Here is a 20,556-nt window from a genome sequence, read left to right as displayed (position 1 = left end):
CTTTCACACACCCCTATGCTGCAACGATGCCCTATACCGGGGGTAATCGTGGGGTAAACGCGGTTGTCCCGAATAGAAACCATCGGTGGGGTTGTATTCCTGATTGCTTGGGCCTTGGGGGTAACGCAAAGCCGGATGCCTCATACGTGCTGTGGAGCCTGCTGATTTGCTCGGGAGGTAGCAAGCGGCCTAATTTGTGTAGGGGTCGTTCGCTCGGCAGTATTCTTCCGAGTTGGTGGAAATGCAGTTCATCCACCAACTTTGGATTTCACCGCTGGAGGGGTTCGGGTTGCCGTTCTCATCGTGGCCGTATCCGCAGATTGCCGCAGGGCACGTGCCCCCGTCGGCATAGGGGATGGTCGCGGCATCGGGAAGTCCGGCGTTGGCCTCGGCCTCACGATACTCTTCAGCGCCTTCTTGGTTGGCGCAGAAGTCAGTAGGTTGAGTGGTTCCGTCTGACATCCGCGAAGGACCCGGTGTCCCGGGGAGACACTCGACAACGTAAGGCTCTTGTGGTTCCGTAGCCGATGCTGTGGGATCTTGGGATTGTGCCGCAGGTTCTTCGGAACTCGGTTCTTCACTGGTTTCCTGCGGAGTGCTTGGCTTGGTGCTCTCGCTGGAAGTTGTGGACGGGCTGCTAGTAGAGAAGGCAGAAGTGGGGTCCTCGGAAGAATTGCCTTGCTCGTCTCCGCATGCGCTGACGAAAAGAAGTGAAGCGAAAATCAGGGGTAAGATGCGGCGCATTGTGAGGCCTTTCAGGGGCAGGGAAACAGGGCATTGGCCATCGATAGGAGATGGCGTGAATGTTTCTATTTATACCTCACGAGGCGAGGAGGGGGAGCGCCGCATATAGACAAAAGAAAAGCCCGCTGTAAACAGCGGGCTTGGTTTGCTCCTCCAACTGGGCTCGAACCAGTGACCCTTCGATTAACAGTCGAATGCTCTGCCAACTGAGCTATGGAGGAATGTCCATTCGCTGCAACGAATGCTCGCTGCAACGAGACATAACTATATTAGGAAACCTCCGAATAACACAAATCGCCAGGCAGGAGAGGTTTTCTGGAATTGTTTTGGCGGCGCGGAAGGAGTGGGTTGCGGCAGGTAGGTTAGAGGGGTGACTTCGCGAATTAGTTTTCACCCGCACACGTGGACCAAGCGGGCCCTAGTGGTGCACACGGACCTGCCGGGGCCGCCGGAATGGGGCCCGGAGCAGCTGTGGCGCCTCCTTCCCGGGCGGGCACAGCGACCGGTGCGTGTGAGCTTCGCGTTTAATCGTGATGTCGCGGTCACGGGTGATTTCTTGGCGTTGGCGCTATCGACGCTGACGGGCAAGAACTTCGAGCGCATCGATTTCGGTTTCGAGGTATCCGCGGGTGTGCGGGAGGCGATAGCCGAGTGGACGCAGGCGGAGGTCAACGCCGAAGGCGCACCCAACGGGGCGGGTACCGCGCCGGGTGGGGTGGCGGAACCCGCCCCCGGCAAGGTGGTGCTGAATTTTTCCGGCGGGTTTGACTCGCTGGCGGCGCGCTACCTGCTGCCGGAAGACCATGAGTTGGTCTCGTTGGATTTCGGCGGGAGGTTTAGCCGCGAGCGGGAGTTCTTTCAGCGCTTCGACCCGATCCGCGTGGAGACCAACGTGGTGCGCACCCCGCTGCGGGGGAACTCGTGGTCGTTTATCGGCTTGGGCACCCTGCTGACCGCGGCCACGACGCGCGCGGAGTACTGCTCGTTCGGCTCTATCCTGGAATCGACCAGGTTCAAGCGGGGCAGCGCCTATGAGAACAACTTCACGTTCCCGCCTTTTGCAGCGGCGGGGATGACGAACGCGGCGCCGACGCTGGGCCTGACCGAGGCCGGCACGGTCTTGGTGCTCGCGCACAACGCGCCGGAGCTGCTGGCGGATTCGTTGCAGTCCCTGGCAGGACCCCGAGAGGAGAAGCTGGTGCGCAAGCGGGCGCTCGTCGAGGCGGTGCTGGCGGCGGCGGGCACGCCGATCACACTCCCGCGCATCGAGATGCCGGCGGAGCCTTATTTCACGTTCGGAGACAACTTCACCACGGACCTGACCGCGATGTATTTGAGCTGGCTGGGGCGCCCCGACCTGGCCCGGCAGCTGGTGCGCGGGTTCAGCCAGCAGATCGTGCGCGACGTGCGGGGCATGGATTTTGACTTCATGCGCAAGGCAGACGGGCGGATGTACCGCAACTACCCGGAGCCGCTGCACGCCACGCTGACCGCGGGACTGGACCAGGCCGGCATCGAGTACTACTCGGCCCAGGATGCGGAAGCCAGCGCGGAGTTCCTGCGCTACTGGCAGGCCTTCAAGGAAAAGCAGGCGGGCTAGCCAGTGATGTTGTCGCTGAACATGTCGTCGGCCAGCAGCTCGTCCCAATGCCCACCCAGGGAGACCGCGAATTCCAGGATTCCCTGGAGGAGATAAAACGGGGGCGGGGCATGCCCCGGGCCCCAGTCGCCGACCAGGAAGCGGCGGCGCGCGGCGTGGTCGGCGGTAGCGTCCTTCCAGGGCCGGCAGTGCTGGGTCAGGTGCAGCTCGTCGTCGTTGCACTGCAGGTAGGCCACGTGGTTTGGAAAGGATTCGGCGTAGAGCGGGGTGATGTCGGTGACGGCGGGGATGTCCTCAATCGGCGCGCCCGCCCAGCTGCTGTCCAGAAAAGCCTTGACGTGTCCGGGGTAGTAGCCGGCGATGGTGGTCTGCGGGTTCGCCACGATGGCTAGGGAACCGGGGAAGCGGTGGGAGTAGTACAACGCGGCGAAGGCCCCGGCGGAAGAGCCGTAGAAGATGAGGTTTTCTGCATTTCCCAGCCCGTCCTGGATGTGGGAAATGGCGCGGACGAGGTCGTCCTGCAGGGGCAGGGACGGCGACCCAGTGAACCACCCGATGGCGGTGCTGCGCCCCAGCATCGGATCGGAGACAAAAATAAGGTTGGCGTCCAGGTTTTCGGTCAACTGCTGGCCCACAAATAGCGGAAGGCTGGTCGTCGCCGGGTCGGCGGCGGCGTGGAAGACCACGATGGTGGTGGCTGCCTGCCGGTCGACCACCATCAGTTCCAACAGCGCATCCTCGTAACCAATGACCTGGATGCCGGGGGTGAGCGCGGCGTGGCAGAAATCGTCGAGGGACCGGTGGAGCACGGTATCCGCGCGGTAGCGCCGGTAGTTTCTGACGAAAGGCATGCGCACAAGTCTAGCGCTTTGCCGCGTCCACGTGTTCCACCCTGTACACGCTCGCGAAAACGGGTGCAGGCTTAAGCCACAACCCTGCGGGAGTGAGCGGGCTTCGTTTAAGATGTTCGCAGTTAACATTTTTCTGTGGCGCTGTAACCCAGCGGAAATCCACCGAAAACCCAACGATCCCCCGAACCGAAAACGAGCCCAGCGATGAACCTTTCCGAATTACGGACCGCCTTGTGGCACCTGCGCAAGGGCGGTTTCCGGCAGCTGGGAAGGCACCTGGAGCACCGGGAGAATCTCCGGCTGAAGGCCTCGCAGGACGCGGCGGATAAGCAGCGGGTAGAGGAGATGAAGCGCGCCGAGCTCCGCGGTTTCGATCCGCTGGGTTTTGAGGAGTTCCCGGAAAACACGTCCCGGCCCAAGCCTTTTGGCCATTACCGGGTGGGCGCCATCCTGGATGATTTCTCGCACCTGGCCTGGGGAGGGGAATTCGACCTGGTGCCACTGTCCCCGGAGAGCTGGCGCGAGGAGATCGCTGAAGGCATTGATTTCCTGCTGGTTGAGTCCGCCTGGCAGGGAAACTCCGGGGCCTGGCGCTACCAGGTCGTCGGCAGCAACGCTCCCTCGGACAACCTGCGCGAGTTGGTTGCGCACTGCCGGGTATCCGGCATCCCCACGGTGTTCTGGAACAAGGAGGACCCGGCCCACTTCGACGACTTTCTCGCTTCCGCGGAGCTCTTTGAGGTCGTCGCTACTACCGATGCCGCCTGCGCGTCCCGCTACCAGGAGGCGCTGCCAGACAGCCGCGTGGTGGTCGCTCCCTTCGCCGCCCAGCCCCGGGTGCACAACCCCATCCGCACGGCGGTCAGCGGGCGTTATCAGCGCGGGGACCTCTGCTTTGCGGGAACCTATTTCCACCACAAGTTCCCGGACCGGGCCCGGCAGATGGAGTTCATCCTGCGCGCCGGGCTGCTAGCCAGCGACAACCTGCATTCGGCGCTGACCATCTATTCGCGCAACCAGGACGTGGACGACAAATACACCTTCCCGGCGCCTTTCGACGAGTGGGTCGTAGGCGCGTTGCCCTACGGGCGGATGCTCAGCGCCTACCGCGGCTACAAAGTCTTCCTCAACGTCAACACCGTCACGGATAGCCCGACCATGTTTTCCCGCCGCGTCGTGGAGCTGCTCGCCGTCGGCACTGCGGTCGCGACCACGCCGGCGGAGGGGATATCCCGCCTGTTCGGCCCCGGCGAAGTCCTGAGCATCGACAGCCCCGCGGAACAGCCGGGCGAGGAGGCGGAGGAGGCCATCGACGCGGCTGCGGCGAGCATCGAGGCCTTGGTGCGCTCCCCGCTCGCGCGGGACCGGATGGTGCATAAGGCCCAGCGGATCATTTGGGAGGGGCACACCTATACCCACCGCGCCGAGCAGATCGTCCAAGCGGCAGGCCTGCCTGCGGATAACGAATGGACCGGCCGGCCGAAGGTTACGGTCATCATGGCTACCAACCGGCCGGAGCGCGTGCCAGAGGCCCTGGACCAGATCGTGGCCCAGCGCGAGGTCGAGCTGGAGGTTCTAGTAGGATTTCACGGGATTGCTGCCCCACAGCAGGTCCCGGCGGGTGTGCTCTTCCGCGAATTTCCCGCGGGGGCGAGCCTGGGCGAGGTCCTCAACGGGCTGGTGGGCGAGGCGAGCGGTGACTACGTGGCCAAGATGGACGATGACGATTGCTACGGGCCGGACTACCTGCGCGACCAGGTCAACGCCCTGCGCTATTCCGGGGCCGAGGTCGTGGGCAAGCAGGCGTCCTACCTGTACCTGGCCGACACCGATGAGCTGGTGCTGCGTAAACCGTGGCGCGAGCACCTGTGGACCGACTTGGTCTTAGGTGCGACGCTGACCGGCAGGCGGGAGACCTTCGTGGATCATCCCTTCCGGGAGCTCGGCAGGGGCGAGGACACCCAGTTCCTGCGCGACGTGGCCGCCGCGGGCGGCAGGATTTACTCGGCCGACCGTTTCAACTACATCCAGGTCCGCGCCGCCCACGGGCACACCTGGGACGTGGAGGCCTCGGCGCTCAAGCGCAACGGGAACGTGGAAAGCTACGGGCTCAACCGGGACCACGTCTTCGTGGGCCGGGAAGCAGGCGAGGACTAGGGCAGGGGAGAGCACACCATGTTTTTCATCGGACGCACGCGGTACAGCCTGTTCAACCCGACCTCGACGTCGTGGCGGCTGACCCAGCAGGACGGCGCCGCGACCACAGGCGCCAAATCCCCCGCCGAAACCGCCAAGAGCGTGGAGAATTACAAAAAAGAACTCTACGCCCCGGCCCGCTTGGACCTGCGGGAGGAGATCTTCATCCAGCACACACTGCCGGCCTTGGCCGCGGCCGCGCGGGATTTCGACGTGGTGCACGTGGTCTCCTACTCGGAGTCGCTGCCGGAAAAATACCAGCGCAGTCTCGCCGCGGCGGCGCAGCGCTACGATTTTCTGCACCTCGATAAGCGGCCCGACGGCAAGGCCGGGACTCCGTTGGCAGATATCGCGCGCGAGCACGTGGCCGCGGGCGAGGCCTTCGGACAGTACCGGCTCGACGATGACGACGTGCTGAGCACCGAGTACTTCGCCACCATGGCGCGCTATGTGCGGCCGGAGTACTGCGGGATGGCCGTCAGCTTGCCGCTCGGGGTGGAGGGCATCCTCCACCGGGGGCGCGTGACGAACCTGCGGCAGGCGCATTTCCCCATGAATTCCATGGGGCTGATGTACATCTGCCAGTTTGGCGAAGGAGGGAAGCTGCAATCTCCACGCCCGGCCCCACACAACATGGTGGACCGGAAGAACCCGGTCATCCTGGATTCGCGCAAGCTGGGCTATGTCCGCTTCAACCACCTGTCCCAGGACAACGCCTTGCGCGCCAAGGACGGGCCCTCCATGTCGAGCTTGGTCAAGGCGATGTCCAAATACCCGCGCTTCGAGGACGGCGACACCCTGGAGCGCCTGTTCCCCACGGTGGCGCCGCTGGTCGTGGATGAGCGCACTGCCAATGCCCTGCCCCGGCCCACTCTGGTGTGGGCAGCAGCCCGGTTAGAAATGCCCCGGCCGTTGCAGGCCTTCCGCCTGGAGCTTGACCATATTTTCGCGCCGACTGCCAGACCCCACCAAGGGCTGGTCACCTTGGACATCCAGACCGCGGACGGCCACCCAGTCCCCGGCGGCGCCTCGTTGCCGGGCGTACCGAAGTCCGTGCAAGCGGAGGTGGGCTACTACAAGTACCTGGACTCCCGGCCGGGGAGCGGGTCAAGCACGGTGGAGGTTTTCCTCCCGGACGGCTTCCGCGTGGTGGGGCTGGGGGTGCGCCGTTTCGGCAAATCTCTCCCGTTTTTCCTTCGGAGTGCTGAATTGAGCTTTCCGAGCGAGCAATCGGAACTAAAGTAGACAAAGTGGCTACCAAGAAATCTAGATAATCTTAGATACCCTGGGCCGAGAGCCCGGAGTCGCAGAGAGTCCGATATCCCGCCGTGAGAGAAAGCACCTAGTCTGCCGTGAAGATCCTTGTCCTTTCCCAGTACTGGTATCCGGAAAACGGGGTACCGCAGCGGCGGTGGGCGTGGCTCTCGCGGATCCTCATTCGCAACGGACACCAGGTCACCGTCATCGCGCCGCCCCCGCACTACCAGCGCAAGATCTCTCTCCGGCAATGGCTGGCCCAGCGCAGCTTCCGTTCCGCGCGCCGCGCCGAGGAAGGTCCCGCAGGGGAGCGGGTCATCCGCTCGGGATTCTTTCCCGCCGGCCGCTCGCTGACGCAGCGGATCTTTAACCAGGCATCGGTTGCCGCCTCGATGGTGCTGATGCACCTGAACCCCTCGCACCAGGTCCGCAAGCTGCGGCCGGATTTGGTCATCGGTACCGTGCCGGCCCTGCCGACCTCGGCGGTGACGCGGCTGGTGGCGGGGATCCACCGGGTGCCCTACGTCATCGACCTGCGTGACGCCTGGCCGGATCTGCTGCGCGAGAGCCGCGACTGGAATTCCGGGACGGGCCGGAGGACCCTGCGCGAAAAGATCTTGAGCCGCGGCCCGCTCCAAGTGCTGACCAAGGCCACCGAAAAAGTCATGTACTCGGCGCTGCGCAAGTCGGCCGGGGTCATCACCACCACCCAGCGGGAGAGCGACTACCTGGCCAACTACTTCGCCCGGACTATGCCGGGGCCAAAGCCGGAATTGACCACCATCCGCAACGTCTTCGCTCCCCGGTCGGACTACGACCGGCAGGTCAAGGCACCGCGAGAAGGCGGACTGAACGTGCTGTACGCCGGCACGCTGGGACGGGCCCAGAAGCTGGAAAACGCCCTGGAGGCCACCAAGATTGCCCAAGACAAGGGCCTGGATGTGCACCTGCGCATGATCGGCGACGGGGCTACCTGGTTCGCCCTGAATGAGCGTGCGGAAGAATTGGGCCTCGACGTCGAATTCCACCACCGGCTGCCGGCCGATCAGCTCCGGGAATACTACGAGTGGGCGGATACCGCCCTGGTGCACCTGACCGATTGGGACGCCCTGGAGCGCGCTATCCCGTCCAAGACCTACGAGCTCATGCAGTTAGGCATCCACATCAGCGCGGCCGTGGCCGGAGAGGCCGCGTCGCTCATCCACCAGCTGTGCGCCGGCCACGTCGTGGAGCCGGAACACCCGGAGGCCCTGGCGGATCTGTGGATTAGCCTCGCTAAGAACCCGGAGATGCTCCAGGTCGGCGAGGCCGGCAGGAAGTGGGTGGAGCACCAGCGCGACGAGGTGGTGCCGGATAACCTGCTCGCCATCCTCGCCCGGATCGAGCGCAACAACGTCCACATGCAGCACAACCAGCAGAACGCGACCAGGTAGGCGGCACATTTATCATGCGTATCAGCAGCCTAGACGCCTACCAGGCGGCATACGGCACTAATACCCAAGCCCCAGAGCGGTCCACCGCGCAACCCGCGCGGCCAGTCGTCGTGTTGGACGACTCCGAGGCGCCGGTCTCCCTGGCGTCCGTGGCCGGGGATGCCATCTTCCTGTCCGGGCTTCCAGACACGTGGCCCGCCGAGGGCGGCCGGCTCATTCTGGTCAACACTCCCGAGCCGCTCACCCTGGACGCCGTCTCGCGGTGGCTCAGCGCCGGCCACGAGCAGGCGGAGTTCTGGGTAGATCACGAACACGTGGCGCGGATGGTGGGGCTGCTGCGGGCAGACGTTCCTGAAGAGCAGGTGTGCGTGACCGGGTTCGACGCTGACGAAGGTTGGTTGCGCCTGCGCCTGGGCACGGCTTTGAGCCCGACCCGTTCCAGCGAGGACTTCGTGCGGGGGCTGGCCGCCCAGGCCGGTCCTGGCGTGGAGCCCGAGCCGAAGCCTACCGAGCCGACGCTGTCGGAGCCCAGCCTGGGCTCGCTGGTGGTTAAGAAGGTGGTGCCGCTGGCCAAGCCCATCAAACAGTACCTACCGGCCACGCTCGTGGCCTACCTCTACAAGGGATTGGAGAAGCTGCGATGAGCCGCGGAGCATTCCAGCCGGGCATCAGCGTCATCGTGCCCTCATACCAGGGCTGCCAGCGTTTGCCGGCCGTGGTGGCATCCCTGTCAGCCCAGACGCTTGCGCCGGAGCTCTTCGAGGTCATCGTGGTGCTCAACGGTCCGGCCGACGGCAGCTACGAGGTCCTGGCCCAGGCGCGCGCGGAACACCCGGGGCTGAACCTACGGGTGTTGACTAGCGATGCCCCAGGGGCTAGCCGCGCCCGCAACCTCGGGCTGGCCGCGGTGCGGCGGGAATACGTCACCTTCCTCGACGATGACGACTGCCTCGAACCGCGTTTCCTCGAGGTGGGGCTGGCCATGGCTGGGCCGGGAGTCTGCGCGCTGCTGCCCATGGTGGACGTGCGCGCCGGGCAGCGCGAGGAATCCACGAGCCTGGGCGTGCGCATCAAAGCCTTGGCGGGGACCACGCAGCTTGTGCGCGGCACCGCCTGGGCCCTGGGTTTTAACGCCTGCAAGGTGGTCCCCAGCGCGGTCCTGACCCGCTACCGCTACGCCGAAAACCTGGACTCCGGCGAGGACGTGGTCTTCTTCGCGCACCTGCTCAAGCACCCGGACCTGGCCCTGCGCGTGCCGCAAGAGCTCGCCGGGGCCGCCTACCTGCGTACCCAGCGCGCCGGGTCGGTCAGCCGGCAGGCCAGCTCGTACGAATTTAGCGTGCGCCAGCGCCTGGCCTGCATCGCTAGCCTGCGCGGCATCAAAGTCCCGGAGGCCTCCGCCCAGGCGCGCGAAAGCCTGGAGGCCGCCCAGTTCTCCTTCGTGCGCGATTACCTGAAAACCAATCCGGGGGACGTGGACAGCGCAATCGCGGAGGCAGTAGACCTCAAGGTGCCGGGTCTGCCGTGGGCAGAGTTGCGCACGGAGAAGGCTCGCCGGCTGGTGATCTCCTATTGCTTCCCGCCGTATGCGGATACCGCGGCCAACGTCGTGGCCAAGCACATTGCCGCACGCGGCGAGCTGGTCGACGCCATCTTTGCGGATATGTCCCGCGTGCGGGGCAAGGACCCCTCCACGCAGCTTATCGTCGAGCCCTACCTGGCTCAGCACACCGAAATCCGGGCCGATCCTTCCTTCGCGGCGTGGCCGCTGATCTCCAGCTTCGCCCGGAAAGCCGCGCGGGTGGCCGGCAAGCGGATGACATCCGCTGAGCCTTACGAGGAGATATACTCGCGTGCCTTGTGGTCCGGTTCCCACGTGGCCGCGGCCCTGGTCAAACTGAAGCACCCGGGGCTTTACTGGGAGGCCGAGTTCTCCGATCCCCTGCGCTTCGGCGTTGATGGCCAGCCGCGGGAGGGTGCTATCACCCCGGGGCTGACCACGCTGCAGCTGCGGCGGGCGGTCTCGTCCAGCCGGTGGCCGGGGATTACTCTGGATACCCACTTCGCCCTAACGGAGGCCGTAACCCTCCTCCATGCCGACCGCCTGGTCTTTACCAACGCCAACCAGCGCGAGGTCATGCTGGCCCCGTACCCGGAGGGGTTACAAGAAGAAGCCCGGGCGAAGTCCGTCATCCGGCCGCACACCCCGCCGCCGCGCGAGCTGTTTTCCTTGGGTACCTCGCGGGCCCAGGCAGTCCCGGGCAAAATCAACATCGCCTACTTCGGCAACTTCTACGCCAACCGCGGCATGGGCCCGGTTCTGCAGGCGCTGGCCACCCTGCCGGATAACGCGCGCCAGCGCTTTGTCCTGCACATCTATTGCGGCGACCCCGCGGCTGTCGATGCCCTCCGGTGGCAGCAGGCCGCCGAGGCGCCAGGCGCTCCCGTCGATGTGCGCGCCTACCCTTATGCGGATTACCTGGACTTTTTGGCTACTACGGAGGACTACGACGTGCTGCTGGTTAACGACGCGGAGACCACCGGGTCCGCCTTTACCGTCAACCCGTTCCTGCCGTCGAAGTACTCCGATTATTCTGCATCCACCACGCCCGTGTGGGGGATTGTCACCGCCGACTCGCCGCTGTCGGGGCTGACACTGGACTACCGCAGCCAATCCGGCGACACGGATGCGATAGTAAAAACCCTTTATCATTTGCTAAGGGAAATTGACTAGGCTGGTTGAAGTTTCAAGTGAAAACAAAGAGGTACGTTAAGACAATGAGGCAACGGAAAGGGGGCCGAAGTAAATGAGCCGTCACCGAAAGCGGGAGAACTCCCAGAGCGTCGATTATTTCCAGAAGCTCAATGAGCAGATCACCCATTCCGACGGCCCGGTCCAGATCGTGTCCCCGGAGGGGCTGAAACCGCTCAACCCCCGACCCAGCCTGTCGACCTACCTCCAGCAGCTCTGGGAGCGCCGCTTCTTCGTCATCGCGGAAGCCCGCTCCAAGGCCTTGCGCTCCACGCGCGACTACCGCCTGTGGAAGCTGTGGCTGGTGGCCAACCCGATCCTGGACGTGGCCTTCTACGGATTCCTGTTCGGCTACCTGTTCAAGACCTCCCGCGGCATCGAGAACTTCATTGGCTACCTCATCCTCGGCATCATGTTCATGCGCATGATCACCGGCCTGTTCTCCGCCGGCAGCGGCCTGGTTACCAAGTCCCGCGGGATGATCCGCACCTTTGCCTTCCCGCGGGCCTCGCTGGCGTTTTCGCAGACCCTGCGCGCCGGCATCGATAACCTCCTGCCCGCACTCATCGGCATGGTCCTGGCCTTTTTGGCGCAGTGGGGCACGCCACCTAATTGGACCATCATCCTGGTGGTGCCGCTCTACCTGATGCTGCACATCTTCGGCTGCGGGCTGATGATGATTTCGGCGCGCCTGACCGCGGAGATCCCCGACGTCAAGGCGCTGATGGGGATTGTTACGCAGGCCTGGTTTTTCCTGTCCGGCGTGATGTTCTCGCTGGATCGTTTCTCACACACGCCGGTCGTCCAGGAAGTAATGTCGCACAACCCGGCGTATATCTTTCTCATGGCGATTCGTAATTCCACCATCTATGGCACCTGCCCGGACCTTTCCACCTGGCTGACCTTACTGTCCTGGACCTTCGGCACCTTCGTGGTGGGTTTTATCTACTTCTGGGGAGCAGAGCACAAATATGTCCGACTTGCATAAGATCGACCCAGCAAAGACCGCCGCTAGCACCGCTGCGGCTGGCGAGGAGAACGCGGACGACAACGTCCACTACGTGGAGGAAGCCAACGTCGTCGTCCAGAACGTCTCCAAGCGCTACGTCATCAGCCAGTCCCGCTCCGACGACGCCCGAACCGTGCGGGCGGGCAAGAACAAGATGGTCGTCGACGCGCTTACCGATGCCTCCCTGGTCGCAGCACCCGGCGAGTCGGTCGGCATCATCGGCCTGAACGGCTCCGGTAAATCCACCCTGCTCAACCTCATCGCCGGGGGCGAGTCGCCCACCAGCGGTAAGATCCTGGTGCGCTCGCAGCCGATGCTCATGGGCGTCAGCCCCGCCCTACAAAAGTCCCTGTCCGGGGAGACAAACATTTACCTGGGCTGCCTGGCCCTGGGAATGAAGCCGGACGAGGCCCGCGCGCAGATCCCGCTCATCGCCGAGTGGACTGAGCTGGGCGATGCCATCAAACGCCCCATGTCGACCTATTCCTCCGGCATGAGCTCCCGCCTGGGCTTTGCCATCTCCACCGCCGTCAAGCCCGATATCCTCCTCATCGACGAGGCCCTTTCCACCGGCGACGCCGCCTTCGGCGCCAAGGCCAAGGCCCGCATGGCCGAGGTCCTAGAGCGCGCCGGCAACCTCTTCTTGGTCTCCCACTCCATCGGCCAGGTAGAGAAGAACTGTAAGCGCTGCATCTGGATCAGCAAGGGACACATCATCGCCGACGGCCCCACCGACGTGGTTTCTCCCCAGTACCACGAGTGGGCACGCCTGATGGGCAAGGACAACAAAGACCCCGCGCACGAGTACCTCCAGGAAGTCACCGCGGCTTATCAGCCTCCGAACGTCGTTTTGGGTTAAAACGGAGGTCCCCCAGTTACCTCACGAGGGTGAGATACCTTGTGTATTCTGAATTAGCAGTTGAAATTAGTCTGGAAAATTGTGGAAAGGCCCGGGATGAGAGTTCTAGGCAAAATCCGCCACGGTAAAGCGTTGACGCTGCTTTTAGCCGTGGCGTTTGTGCTGTTTGCAGTGGCTTTCATTGTTCCGCAAGGTGTCGTGGAAACCATTTTTGCTCTTGCCGGTGGCCTTGTTGCTCTTCTTTTCGCCGTGGGGTTTTTGTCTTGGGCAAAACAATCGGTGGGTGAGCTTCGACAGTACTTCCGACAGGTGGATGGTCGCCTCAAGTACCTAGAGCCGCAAGTTTCGAATGCGGCAGCGCAAAGAAATTCGGTCTCTGACCAGACACAGGCACGCCCTGGTTCTCCTAGTGCGCCCGCATATCCGGTGTCTGCAGATACTCTAGATAATACTTCGCCCTTCGCTGCTGAGACCGGCAGCGTATACGCTGCCGGAGCGATCCCTGCATCCTCTGTTCGGCGGTCGAATACGCCGGGAGTTATCGGTCGTGGGGCAGCCGCCATCAGCGTAACTAGTGATGAATACCAGAACTTCAGTGCGGTCTTCGACTCGCCCGAGGATCGATGGATTAAACGTGTAGCGGTCATTGGGACAACTGAATTGATGTCGGATCTGTCTGATTCGGTAAACCTCGAGACTCTCAAGCCGAATCAAACCCGACGCGTAGTGGCTACCCCACAGGATTACGTGATTATCGAGGAGCAAGCTTTCAGTAGGGGAGTGTGGGCGCACGGGCTGGAGTCTTTCCGCTTGCACACTTTCCTTGAATTAGCGGAGTCGTTGAAACTGGCGAAGAAGCAAGGGGCGATCGTGTTCGTCCTCGCTGGGGCCGAGGTTGCGACCTTGACGCATTCGTTGCGAGAGGCAGCGGACTACGTAATTGGTGACGGCGAAGACGATAGGGCGCAGTTGGAAGGCTTGGCGATGTACGCCCAGCTAGAGAACTATCTGGAAAAGGGGAGCACGCGCAATGTCTAAGGCTGCTGTATACGCTGACATTAACCCCAATATTATCGACGGCTCTTCCATCTGGATGATGTCGATTACGGAGGTCCTTAGCCAAGTCTTCGACGAGGTTTGGCTGGTTCTGAAGACTGAACCCACCGACAAGAAGCTGGTATCAGCGGTCTCAGTCCTGGACAATGTAATCATTGACTACGTGCCGAATCCTTCGAGCGAGGAAATTAGCGTCCTCGATATTGGACAGTGTGCTGCTCGCGTAAAGGAAATCCACGCTGTGGAAGGCCTTGATGCTGTTGTGGTCCGCGGCCTCGATGCGTGTAATGCATTTTGCAAGGAGCAGGGGATTAACGAAATCCTATGGTCCTACGTCACTGACCTGCCATTTCCTCCGAGCAAGCTATCCGCCCACGGCCTGAAGCGTCTGGAACGCGTTGCTTCTCGCTCAGCTGGCTTGTTCTCACAGACGGAGACTTCCCGCTCCTATTTCGAAGCCCTAGCGCCTTCGGCCCCTGGGAAAACCTACCTCCTTCCTCCTATGATTCCCGATAAGGCCTTCGCAGAAAGGACACAAGACGGTGGGAGGGAAGAACGACCACTAGAGATCGTGTACGCGGGTAAATTCGCCAAGGACTGGAAGACCTTGGAGATGCTGGAACTGCCGGCCAAGCTCCAAGAGAGGGGAGTGCGTGCCCACCTGACAGTCATCGGAGCAAAGATCAATCGGGACAAGGACGATGCGAGCTGGAGTAGTCGAATGGCCCAGGCACTTGAGTCTGCCCAACGAGGGGAGTACCCCGGAGTCACGGCAGTAGGTGCGGTCGCGCGTGAAGAGTCTCTGCGCATGATTTCGGAGGCAGACCTGGGAATCGGGTGGCGTACTTCGAAGCTGGACTCCAGCATGGAGATCTCCACAAAAGCCTTGGAATACGCAGCAGCTGGCACTCCGCCGGTAATTAACCGCAACGGCGACCATGAACTCCTCTTGGGGGCTGATTATCCCTTCTTCGTTAACGCGCATACTGACGTTGACCTTTTAGCTGACACCATCGTGGCGAATCTCAACTCAGTCCCGCAGGTTCAAGCCTCGGTCCAGCAAGCGGTCCGTCAATACTCGATGAGCTCTGCTGTCCAACGCTTGCGCGACGTGTTTACCCGCGCGATGGTCTTGCGCAATGACAAAGACAACGGAAATGCGTATGAGTCGACGAAGGTACTGGTGGCATCCCATGACCTCAAATTCGCTGGCGAACTGCTTTCTCGGCTGCTCAAGGATCCTCGTTTTGAGATAAAGTTCGACCATTGGGAGTCCCTGCACAAGCACAATGAGGCACAAAGCAACGAGCTAGCCCAATGGGCCGACGTCATCTTCTGCGAGTTTGCTGGCCCAAACTTGACGTACTACTCAAACCACAAGTCCGAAGATACTCGCCTTATTGCTCGCCTCCACGGATTCGAAACACGCAATCGGACTCCCTGGTTCGCCGACGCGAATTTAGAAGCAGTTGATTCTGTGCTCACGGTTTCGGAGCACTATCGACGGGCCACTATTGAATTCCTTCCCGAACTGGACGGGAAGGTCCAGGTGGTTCCGAACATGATTGACACCAAAGACTTTTCGCGCCCGAAGGGGCCTGATGCTCGCTACCACTTAGGCCTCGTAGGGATGGTGCCGTTCTTGAAACGACCCGATAAGGCTTTGGATCTGCTCAGCAAGCTACTGGAACAGGACGACCGCTACTATCTCCACATCAAGGGGCGAATGCCTTGGGACTACCCCTACGTGTGGCAAGACAACCTGCAGAGGCACAAATACCTCGACTTTTTCGCGCGCCTACGAGAAGATGAGCTTCTTTCCACCCACGTCGTTTTCGAGCCGTTCAGCACGGACATTGCTTCGTGGCTGCGAGGAATCGGTTTCGTCCTTTCGCCCAGCGATGAAGAAAGCTTTCACCTCGCCCCAGCCGAAGGCATGGCGTCCGGAGCTGTGCCGATAGTCTGGAGACGTGCCGGCTCGACAGAAGTCTTTGGGAGTGACAATGTCTACGAAGATCTTGCACAGAAGGCCGAAGTCGTTCTATCCGCCCGCTCTCTCGAACGTTTCAAGGAAATGAGCTTTAGCGCCCGTCAAAATACGGCGAAGTGGAACACGGACAGTATTTACACCCAGTGGGCCGGTATTCTCTCTAAAGACTTCTAGGTGGACAACATGTAAGCTGCGTTTGTTCTAATACCGGTCTCCTCTCTCGAAAGAAATAAATGAGTATTTTCTTATTAGCTATTCCCAAGGAACGTCAGCGCGAAGGCGGAGCCGAGCAACGTGCGAAACAGAGCTCGGAGTTTTTGCGGCGGGTGTTTACAACCTATCGTGCCGTGGTCGGTAACCACTACGGAGCTGAACCGAAAATCGCAACACCGGGTGCTGATGGTCTGGCATCCATTCTTACCTGGGCTCGTGACAAGGAACCCAATTCTGTACGCAAGAAGAAGGATTGGTGGGCCTATTCCTCGGGCCAAGACGTTGCGGAAGATCTGATTCACTATGTAAGCCGCCGTGGAGAAAAGCTCGTTTTCACCGACCCGCTGTGGGGTTCGTACGTTGCAGTTTTTGGTGAGCGATACCGCGACTGCGTGACAATTTGGAACACCGTGCCTGCTCTGGAAACTGCGCACTACGCCGAGAACGACGACTTTGTAGTGGTCTCAAATCGACCGCTACTAGCAGCTCTGGCTCGTGTCGAAGGAGTCCTGGGAGACGTGAAGCTTTCGGACGATTATCTGGACGAGTACGTGCTTTTCGGGTTCAACGTGAGTACAGCGTCGCCTTATGAGAAGGTATCAACACTTGCGGTAGATCAGGCCTTGGAAATCCGTGCTGGGCGTATTCGGACTATTGATGCTCCTGCGGGGAACCACTCGCGGTTAGACAAGTTTCATACAGAAGAGGAAGGCGGCAAAGCCTTGGCATCTGCCCTTCAGGATGCGACGGAACGTGCTTTCCGGGACCTCGGCAGCGGGGACGTGCAACTACGCATGAGCGGAGGAAAAGACAGCCGCATCCTCCTGGGATTGTTGAGCAATCGAAAACTTCCACTGTATGCGGTGACTTATGGGCGTCCTTCTGACGAAGAAGTTAGGGTGGCACAAACCTTGTGCTCCCTAGCAGGAACTCCACTGCATGTCACAGCACCTAAGGAAGTTGATTTATCCGCAACGTCGGACAAAGTAGATAGGATTATTAGGCTTTCCGATGGTGTGCCTCCTTCGGAACCGCACACGGCTTTGTATGAAGGTTCGAGCCCTCGGCATGACGGTGATGCTATCGTTCTTGGGCAGTGGCCGCTCATGAAAGGCGGACAGGCTAACAAATTGTCCTACACCCCACAGTCTTTGAAGAATGCGCTCCGCCGGCAAGCGACCTGGCTTGCTGCTGATTTTCTAACAGAGGGATATAACCAGTTCCTAGAGCAGTGGGCGAGCGACGTTGCTGTGAACCAATCGATTGAATATCTTTACCTTTTCGCACGGAGTTTCCGGTCTGGTCGTTGGCTTCAAGGGCATATCAACCTTTACGAGCGGGATGCGGTAATAGCCTATCCCATTGCAGATGCCGAGGTTGCAGCTGTATCGGATGCTCTGACGATGTCAGAGAAAGTGTCGGAGCGTGCATTGTTTAGGGCGCTGGAGCTTATTTGGCCCGTCGGAAACCGAGTCCCTCTTTCAAATGGCGGCAGTTGGTGGTTTGAGTCTCGAGGTGCAGACGAGGAATTAGGCCGAGATAGTTACGAGCAGCGTCAAAGTGCAGTTCCTGAATTTGTTGACTCCAAAGATACGTATGTCGATGAACGATTGAAGACACTTAAACCACGAGAATATACCGAAACCCTTGCGCGAGAATTAGCAGTCGAGTTACTCGAGTCGCCGAATCTTGTGAAGCTTAAATCCAAGACACAGCCTACATTTTGGCGGATCCTCGGGGACTTCTCGAAGGGCGCTGCCCTTGAGATCCCAGCGCACTCATCGCGACGTGAGATGATCAAGTTGATTTGGCGTCTCTACGTTGTCGACCGATGGATGCGCGGGCTATGGCTGAATACAGTCAACGGTTCAGCTGAGAGCTAGGCACAGCGGTCGAACAAGGAAATAATCTTTCACCCTCACCGGAGAATTGAGGTAAAGGACATAGAGCGGCCGAGGTCATTGGCACGATGGAAGAAGCAATACTCCTTCGAGGGAGTGTCGTAATTTCTGGGCTCGCAGATTGAGAGTGGGGTGCATTCGATTGACTTTAGAGGTACTCACCTGGGCCTGTTAGTGACTAGTGCGGATTCCAGCATAACGTTAGTTTCTTTTCATTCCGCTTTGAGTCCGAGGGCTAAGACCCTGCCTTCGCTACAGGGAGCAAGTGTTGCGAAAGACGTAGGAGTAAACCTTAGAGTGGTAAGCGACCCTGCGCTTGCGAAGGGAGACATCGACCTTGGCTGGTTTGCGGGTGATAGCGGAACCGGTCCTCTGCACGGCACCCTAGCGCCCCCTAATTCGGCATGCTGCTGAGCAATTGGGCACAAAGCGCCTAATTCTTTTTGGACCTGCAGGCGGTGGCTATGCGGCTGTTGCGTTCGGAAATGAGTTCTTTGGTTCCGTCGTTTTGGCCGTCAACCCGAGGCTCGACTTAGGAGCTCGGCCAAAATCGCAGGTGGAAAAGTACCTTGAAGTTGCTCATGGAAATAAGGAAATCGAAAGCGCGCAAGAGATCTTGAATGAATACGGGCTCCGTAAGGTCCAAGATCTGATTGAAAAGCCGTTGGGTTTTCAACTCTTGATCTACCAGAACTCCGGTGACTCAATCTATCTGAACCACCAGTTAAAGCCTTTCCTGTCTGACTTTGGGCCGGATCCCAGCCTCTACGTTCGGCTAGACAGTTACAGAAAAGGGAACAAACCGATTCCAGGCGAGACCTTGCGAGAGATGCTGCTTTACCTCAAGTCGGATGACTTAGACTTGGCGATTGTTGAAGCTGGCTTTACATCTCCCTTTGACAGTGAACAGCCAGAGAAGTAACAAATCGCGATGGTAATAGCCCATTTAATGCGACTATCCCTACCAGGAGATCAGGTTTCCGGGTAGGGATAGGAACGAAACGTTAAGAATAGCGGTGGTGGGTGGGGCTCTATTTGTGGGATGCCGCCCACTGCCAGCTCTGACCCCAGATTCCCTTGGTGTCGACGACTTCCTTGCCGTCCAACAGCTGCACGTCCAGGCCCTTGAACTCCTTGTGATCGACCAGCATCAGGATGACATCGGCGTCGTTGATTGCCTGGGTGTATTCGCTCAGCTGCGTGTTGTCGAAGCCCTTGAGGCGCTTGGGTAGCTCGTCGACGTTCGGCTCAGCGACCAGGAAGGTGGTGTCTTCCAGGTCTTCGGCGAGGTCGACCGCGATGTTGAGTGCCGGTGATTCGCGCAGATCGTCGATGTCTGCTTTGAAGGCGAGACCGAGGACGGCGACCTTGGATGCGCCGGTGTGTTCGATGGCTTCCTTGACCTTGGAAATGACCCAGGCCGGCTTTCCGTCGTTGACGTTGCGCGCGGTGCGGATGAGCTTGGAGTTTTCCGGATCCGTCGACACGATGAACCACGGGTCCACGGCGATGCAGTGACCGCCGACGCCGGGGCCGGGCTGCAGGATGTTGACGCGTGGGTGGTGGTTCGCCAGTTCGATGAGCTCCCAGACGTCGATGCCGAGTTTGTCAGCAATGAGGGAAAGCTCGTTGGCGAAGGCGATGTTGACGTCGCGGAAGGAGTTCTCGGTCAGCTTGGCCATCTCCGCAGTGACGTCGTTGGTCGGCAAGAGCTCGCCCTTGCAGAAGGAGGAGTAGATAGCGGTGGCGCGCTTCGTTGCCTCCGGGGTCTGGCCACCGATGATGCGGTCATTAGTGCGCAGCTCTTCCATAGCCTTGCCTGGGAGGATGCGCTCCGGGCAGTGGGCGAAGTAGACCACCGGCTTGCCCTCAGGGTTATCGGTGCCATCGGCGACAAGGTCGGGGCGGAGCTCGAGAATCTTGTCGGCCATCTTCCTGGTGGTCAGCGGTGGGGAAGTGGATTCCAGGATGACCAGCTCGTCGCCCTCCAGCTGCGGCGCGATGGCCTCAGCTGCCGAGTAGATGAATTTCATGTCGACGGCGTAAGACTCAGTAAACGGCGTGGGCACCGCGATGATGTAGGCATCCGCGTGGACCTGCTCCGTGGTGGCCTTGAAACGGCCGGATTCCAGTGCCGAGCGTAGCTCTTCTTCCAGCCCCGGCTCAACGATGGTTACCTCGCCGCGGTTGATGCGGTCAACGTTCGGACCGTTGACATCGACACCAATGACTTCTACACCGGAATTAGCTAGAACAACGGCAGTGGGCAGGCCAATATAGCCGAGCCCGACGAATGCGACGTGCTGGTTGATCATGATCATCCTCTTGGTAGTGCGTCCCTTGGGGTAGTCGGCAAACCCATCTTAATGCAGCACATTTCAATGGTGAACACGAAGACTCCAACTTGAATAGTTTTAATGGTAACTAATCCTCTTAAAGGTTGCATGACTTCTGAACGAGGACAGGGAAATGAGGCTGAGCGGCTTCTGCATGGCTTCCGAATATTCATCTAAAGTACTCCCCTATCCAAACCCTGGGAGGGATGGGGTCTTGGCCATACCCACGTCTATTAGGGGGTGCGGAATGCTTCTGGTATGTGGCGTAGGTCTAACTCGGGCGGGTGTACTGGACAGTCGGCGCAGGTAAAAGTCAGGTTATTGGATGTGGGGGTGTGTGAAACACCCCTTAAGGTAGC

General features: G+C 60.5%; 15 protein-coding genes and 1 tRNA gene. 12 read left to right on the top strand and 4 right to left on the bottom strand.

Going from position 1 to position 20,556, the window contains the following annotated elements:
* Positions 1–189: 189 nt before the first annotated feature.
* Complete coding sequence (locus CCONF_RS08545) at positions 190–462, bottom strand: hypothetical protein (protein ID WP_290222701.1); 273 nt, start codon at positions 460–462, stop codon at positions 190–192.
* Between the two features lie 430 nt (positions 463–892).
* Positions 893–965 (bottom strand) — tRNA-Asn (locus tag CCONF_RS08540).
* Between the two features lie 149 nt (positions 966–1,114).
* Between CCONF_RS08540 and CCONF_RS08535 the strand changes: the two genes are divergently transcribed.
* A complete protein-coding gene (locus CCONF_RS08535) occupies positions 1,115–2,344 on the top strand; it encodes a hypothetical protein (RefSeq protein ID WP_290222699.1) in 1,230 nt (409 codons plus the stop codon).
* On the opposite strand, the gene CCONF_RS08530 is transcribed toward CCONF_RS08535, so the two are convergent.
* Positions 2,341–3,195, bottom strand: coding sequence for a hypothetical protein (locus CCONF_RS08530; RefSeq protein WP_290222697.1), 855 nt, complete (start codon positions 3,193–3,195; stop codon positions 2,341–2,343). The two genes, CCONF_RS08535 and CCONF_RS08530, sit on opposite strands and share 4 nt — an antisense overlap.
* A 204-nt stretch (positions 3,196–3,399) precedes the next feature.
* On the opposite strand from CCONF_RS08530, the gene CCONF_RS08525 reads away from it, so the two are divergent.
* The 11 genes from CCONF_RS08525 (at position 3,400) to CCONF_RS08475 (ending at position 18,783) form a co-directional block, all read left to right on the top strand.
* Positions 3,400–5,352 (top strand): glycosyltransferase family protein, encoded by a 1,953-nt coding sequence (locus CCONF_RS08525; RefSeq protein ID WP_290222696.1) that lies wholly within the window; start codon positions 3,400–3,402, stop codon positions 5,350–5,352.
* A gap of 18 nt (positions 5,353–5,370) precedes the next feature.
* Positions 5,371–6,636 (top strand): glycosyltransferase, encoded by a 1,266-nt coding sequence (locus tag CCONF_RS08520; protein ID WP_290222693.1) that lies wholly within the window; start codon positions 5,371–5,373, stop codon positions 6,634–6,636.
* A 107-nt stretch (positions 6,637–6,743) separates the two neighbouring features.
* A complete protein-coding gene (locus CCONF_RS08515) occupies positions 6,744–8,081 on the top strand; it encodes a glycosyltransferase family 4 protein (protein WP_290222691.1) in 1,338 nt (445 codons plus the stop codon).
* 14 nt (positions 8,082–8,095) lie between these two features.
* Positions 8,096–8,725: a hypothetical protein gene (locus CCONF_RS08510; protein ID WP_290222688.1), complete on the top strand. Its 630-nt coding sequence runs from the start codon at positions 8,096–8,098 to the stop codon at positions 8,723–8,725.
* Positions 8,722–10,815, top strand: coding sequence for a glycosyltransferase (locus CCONF_RS08505; protein WP_290222686.1), 2,094 nt, complete (start codon positions 8,722–8,724; stop codon positions 10,813–10,815). The genes CCONF_RS08510 and CCONF_RS08505 overlap by 4 nt, the downstream gene beginning before the upstream one ends.
* A 73-nt stretch (positions 10,816–10,888) precedes the next feature.
* Positions 10,889–11,821 (top strand): ABC transporter permease, encoded by a 933-nt coding sequence (locus tag CCONF_RS08500; RefSeq protein WP_290222685.1) that lies wholly within the window; start codon positions 10,889–10,891, stop codon positions 11,819–11,821.
* A 175-nt stretch (positions 11,822–11,996) separates the two neighbouring features.
* On the top strand, positions 11,997–12,701 hold the full coding sequence (locus CCONF_RS08495) for an ABC transporter ATP-binding protein (protein ID WP_435384103.1): 705 nt from the start codon (positions 11,997–11,999) through the stop codon (positions 12,699–12,701).
* Between the two features lie 60 nt (positions 12,702–12,761).
* On the top strand, positions 12,762–13,739 hold the full coding sequence (locus tag CCONF_RS08490; RefSeq protein WP_290222680.1) for a hypothetical protein: 978 nt from the start codon (positions 12,762–12,764) through the stop codon (positions 13,737–13,739).
* The gene (locus CCONF_RS08485; RefSeq protein ID WP_290222678.1) at positions 13,732–15,921 is read left to right on the top strand and encodes a glycosyltransferase; all 2,190 of its coding nucleotides are present in this window, start codon (positions 13,732–13,734) and stop codon (positions 15,919–15,921) included. The genes CCONF_RS08490 and CCONF_RS08485 overlap by 8 nt, the downstream gene beginning before the upstream one ends.
* A 59-nt stretch (positions 15,922–15,980) precedes the next feature.
* Positions 15,981–17,843: an adenine nucleotide alpha hydrolase family protein gene (locus CCONF_RS08480; RefSeq protein ID WP_290222676.1), complete on the top strand. Its 1,863-nt coding sequence runs from the start codon at positions 15,981–15,983 to the stop codon at positions 17,841–17,843.
* Positions 17,844–18,279: 436 nt separating this feature from the next.
* Positions 18,280–18,783 (top strand): hypothetical protein, encoded by a 504-nt coding sequence (locus CCONF_RS08475; protein WP_290222675.1) that lies wholly within the window; start codon positions 18,280–18,282, stop codon positions 18,781–18,783.
* Between the two features lie 109 nt (positions 18,784–18,892).
* Here the strand turns inward: CCONF_RS08475 and wecC are convergent, their stop codons facing one another.
* Complete coding sequence (gene wecC, locus CCONF_RS08470) at positions 18,893–20,176, bottom strand: UDP-N-acetyl-D-mannosamine dehydrogenase (protein ID WP_290222672.1); 1,284 nt, start codon at positions 20,174–20,176, stop codon at positions 18,893–18,895.
* Positions 20,177–20,556 lie beyond the last annotated feature (380 nt).

It is taken from the genome of Corynebacterium confusum (assembly GCF_030408715.1).
GTDB lineage: Bacteria > Actinomycetota > Actinomycetes > Mycobacteriales > Mycobacteriaceae > Corynebacterium > Corynebacterium confusum.
The sequence above is the reverse complement of the archived record's forward strand: the minus strand, read 5'-3'. Positions and strand labels throughout refer to the sequence as shown.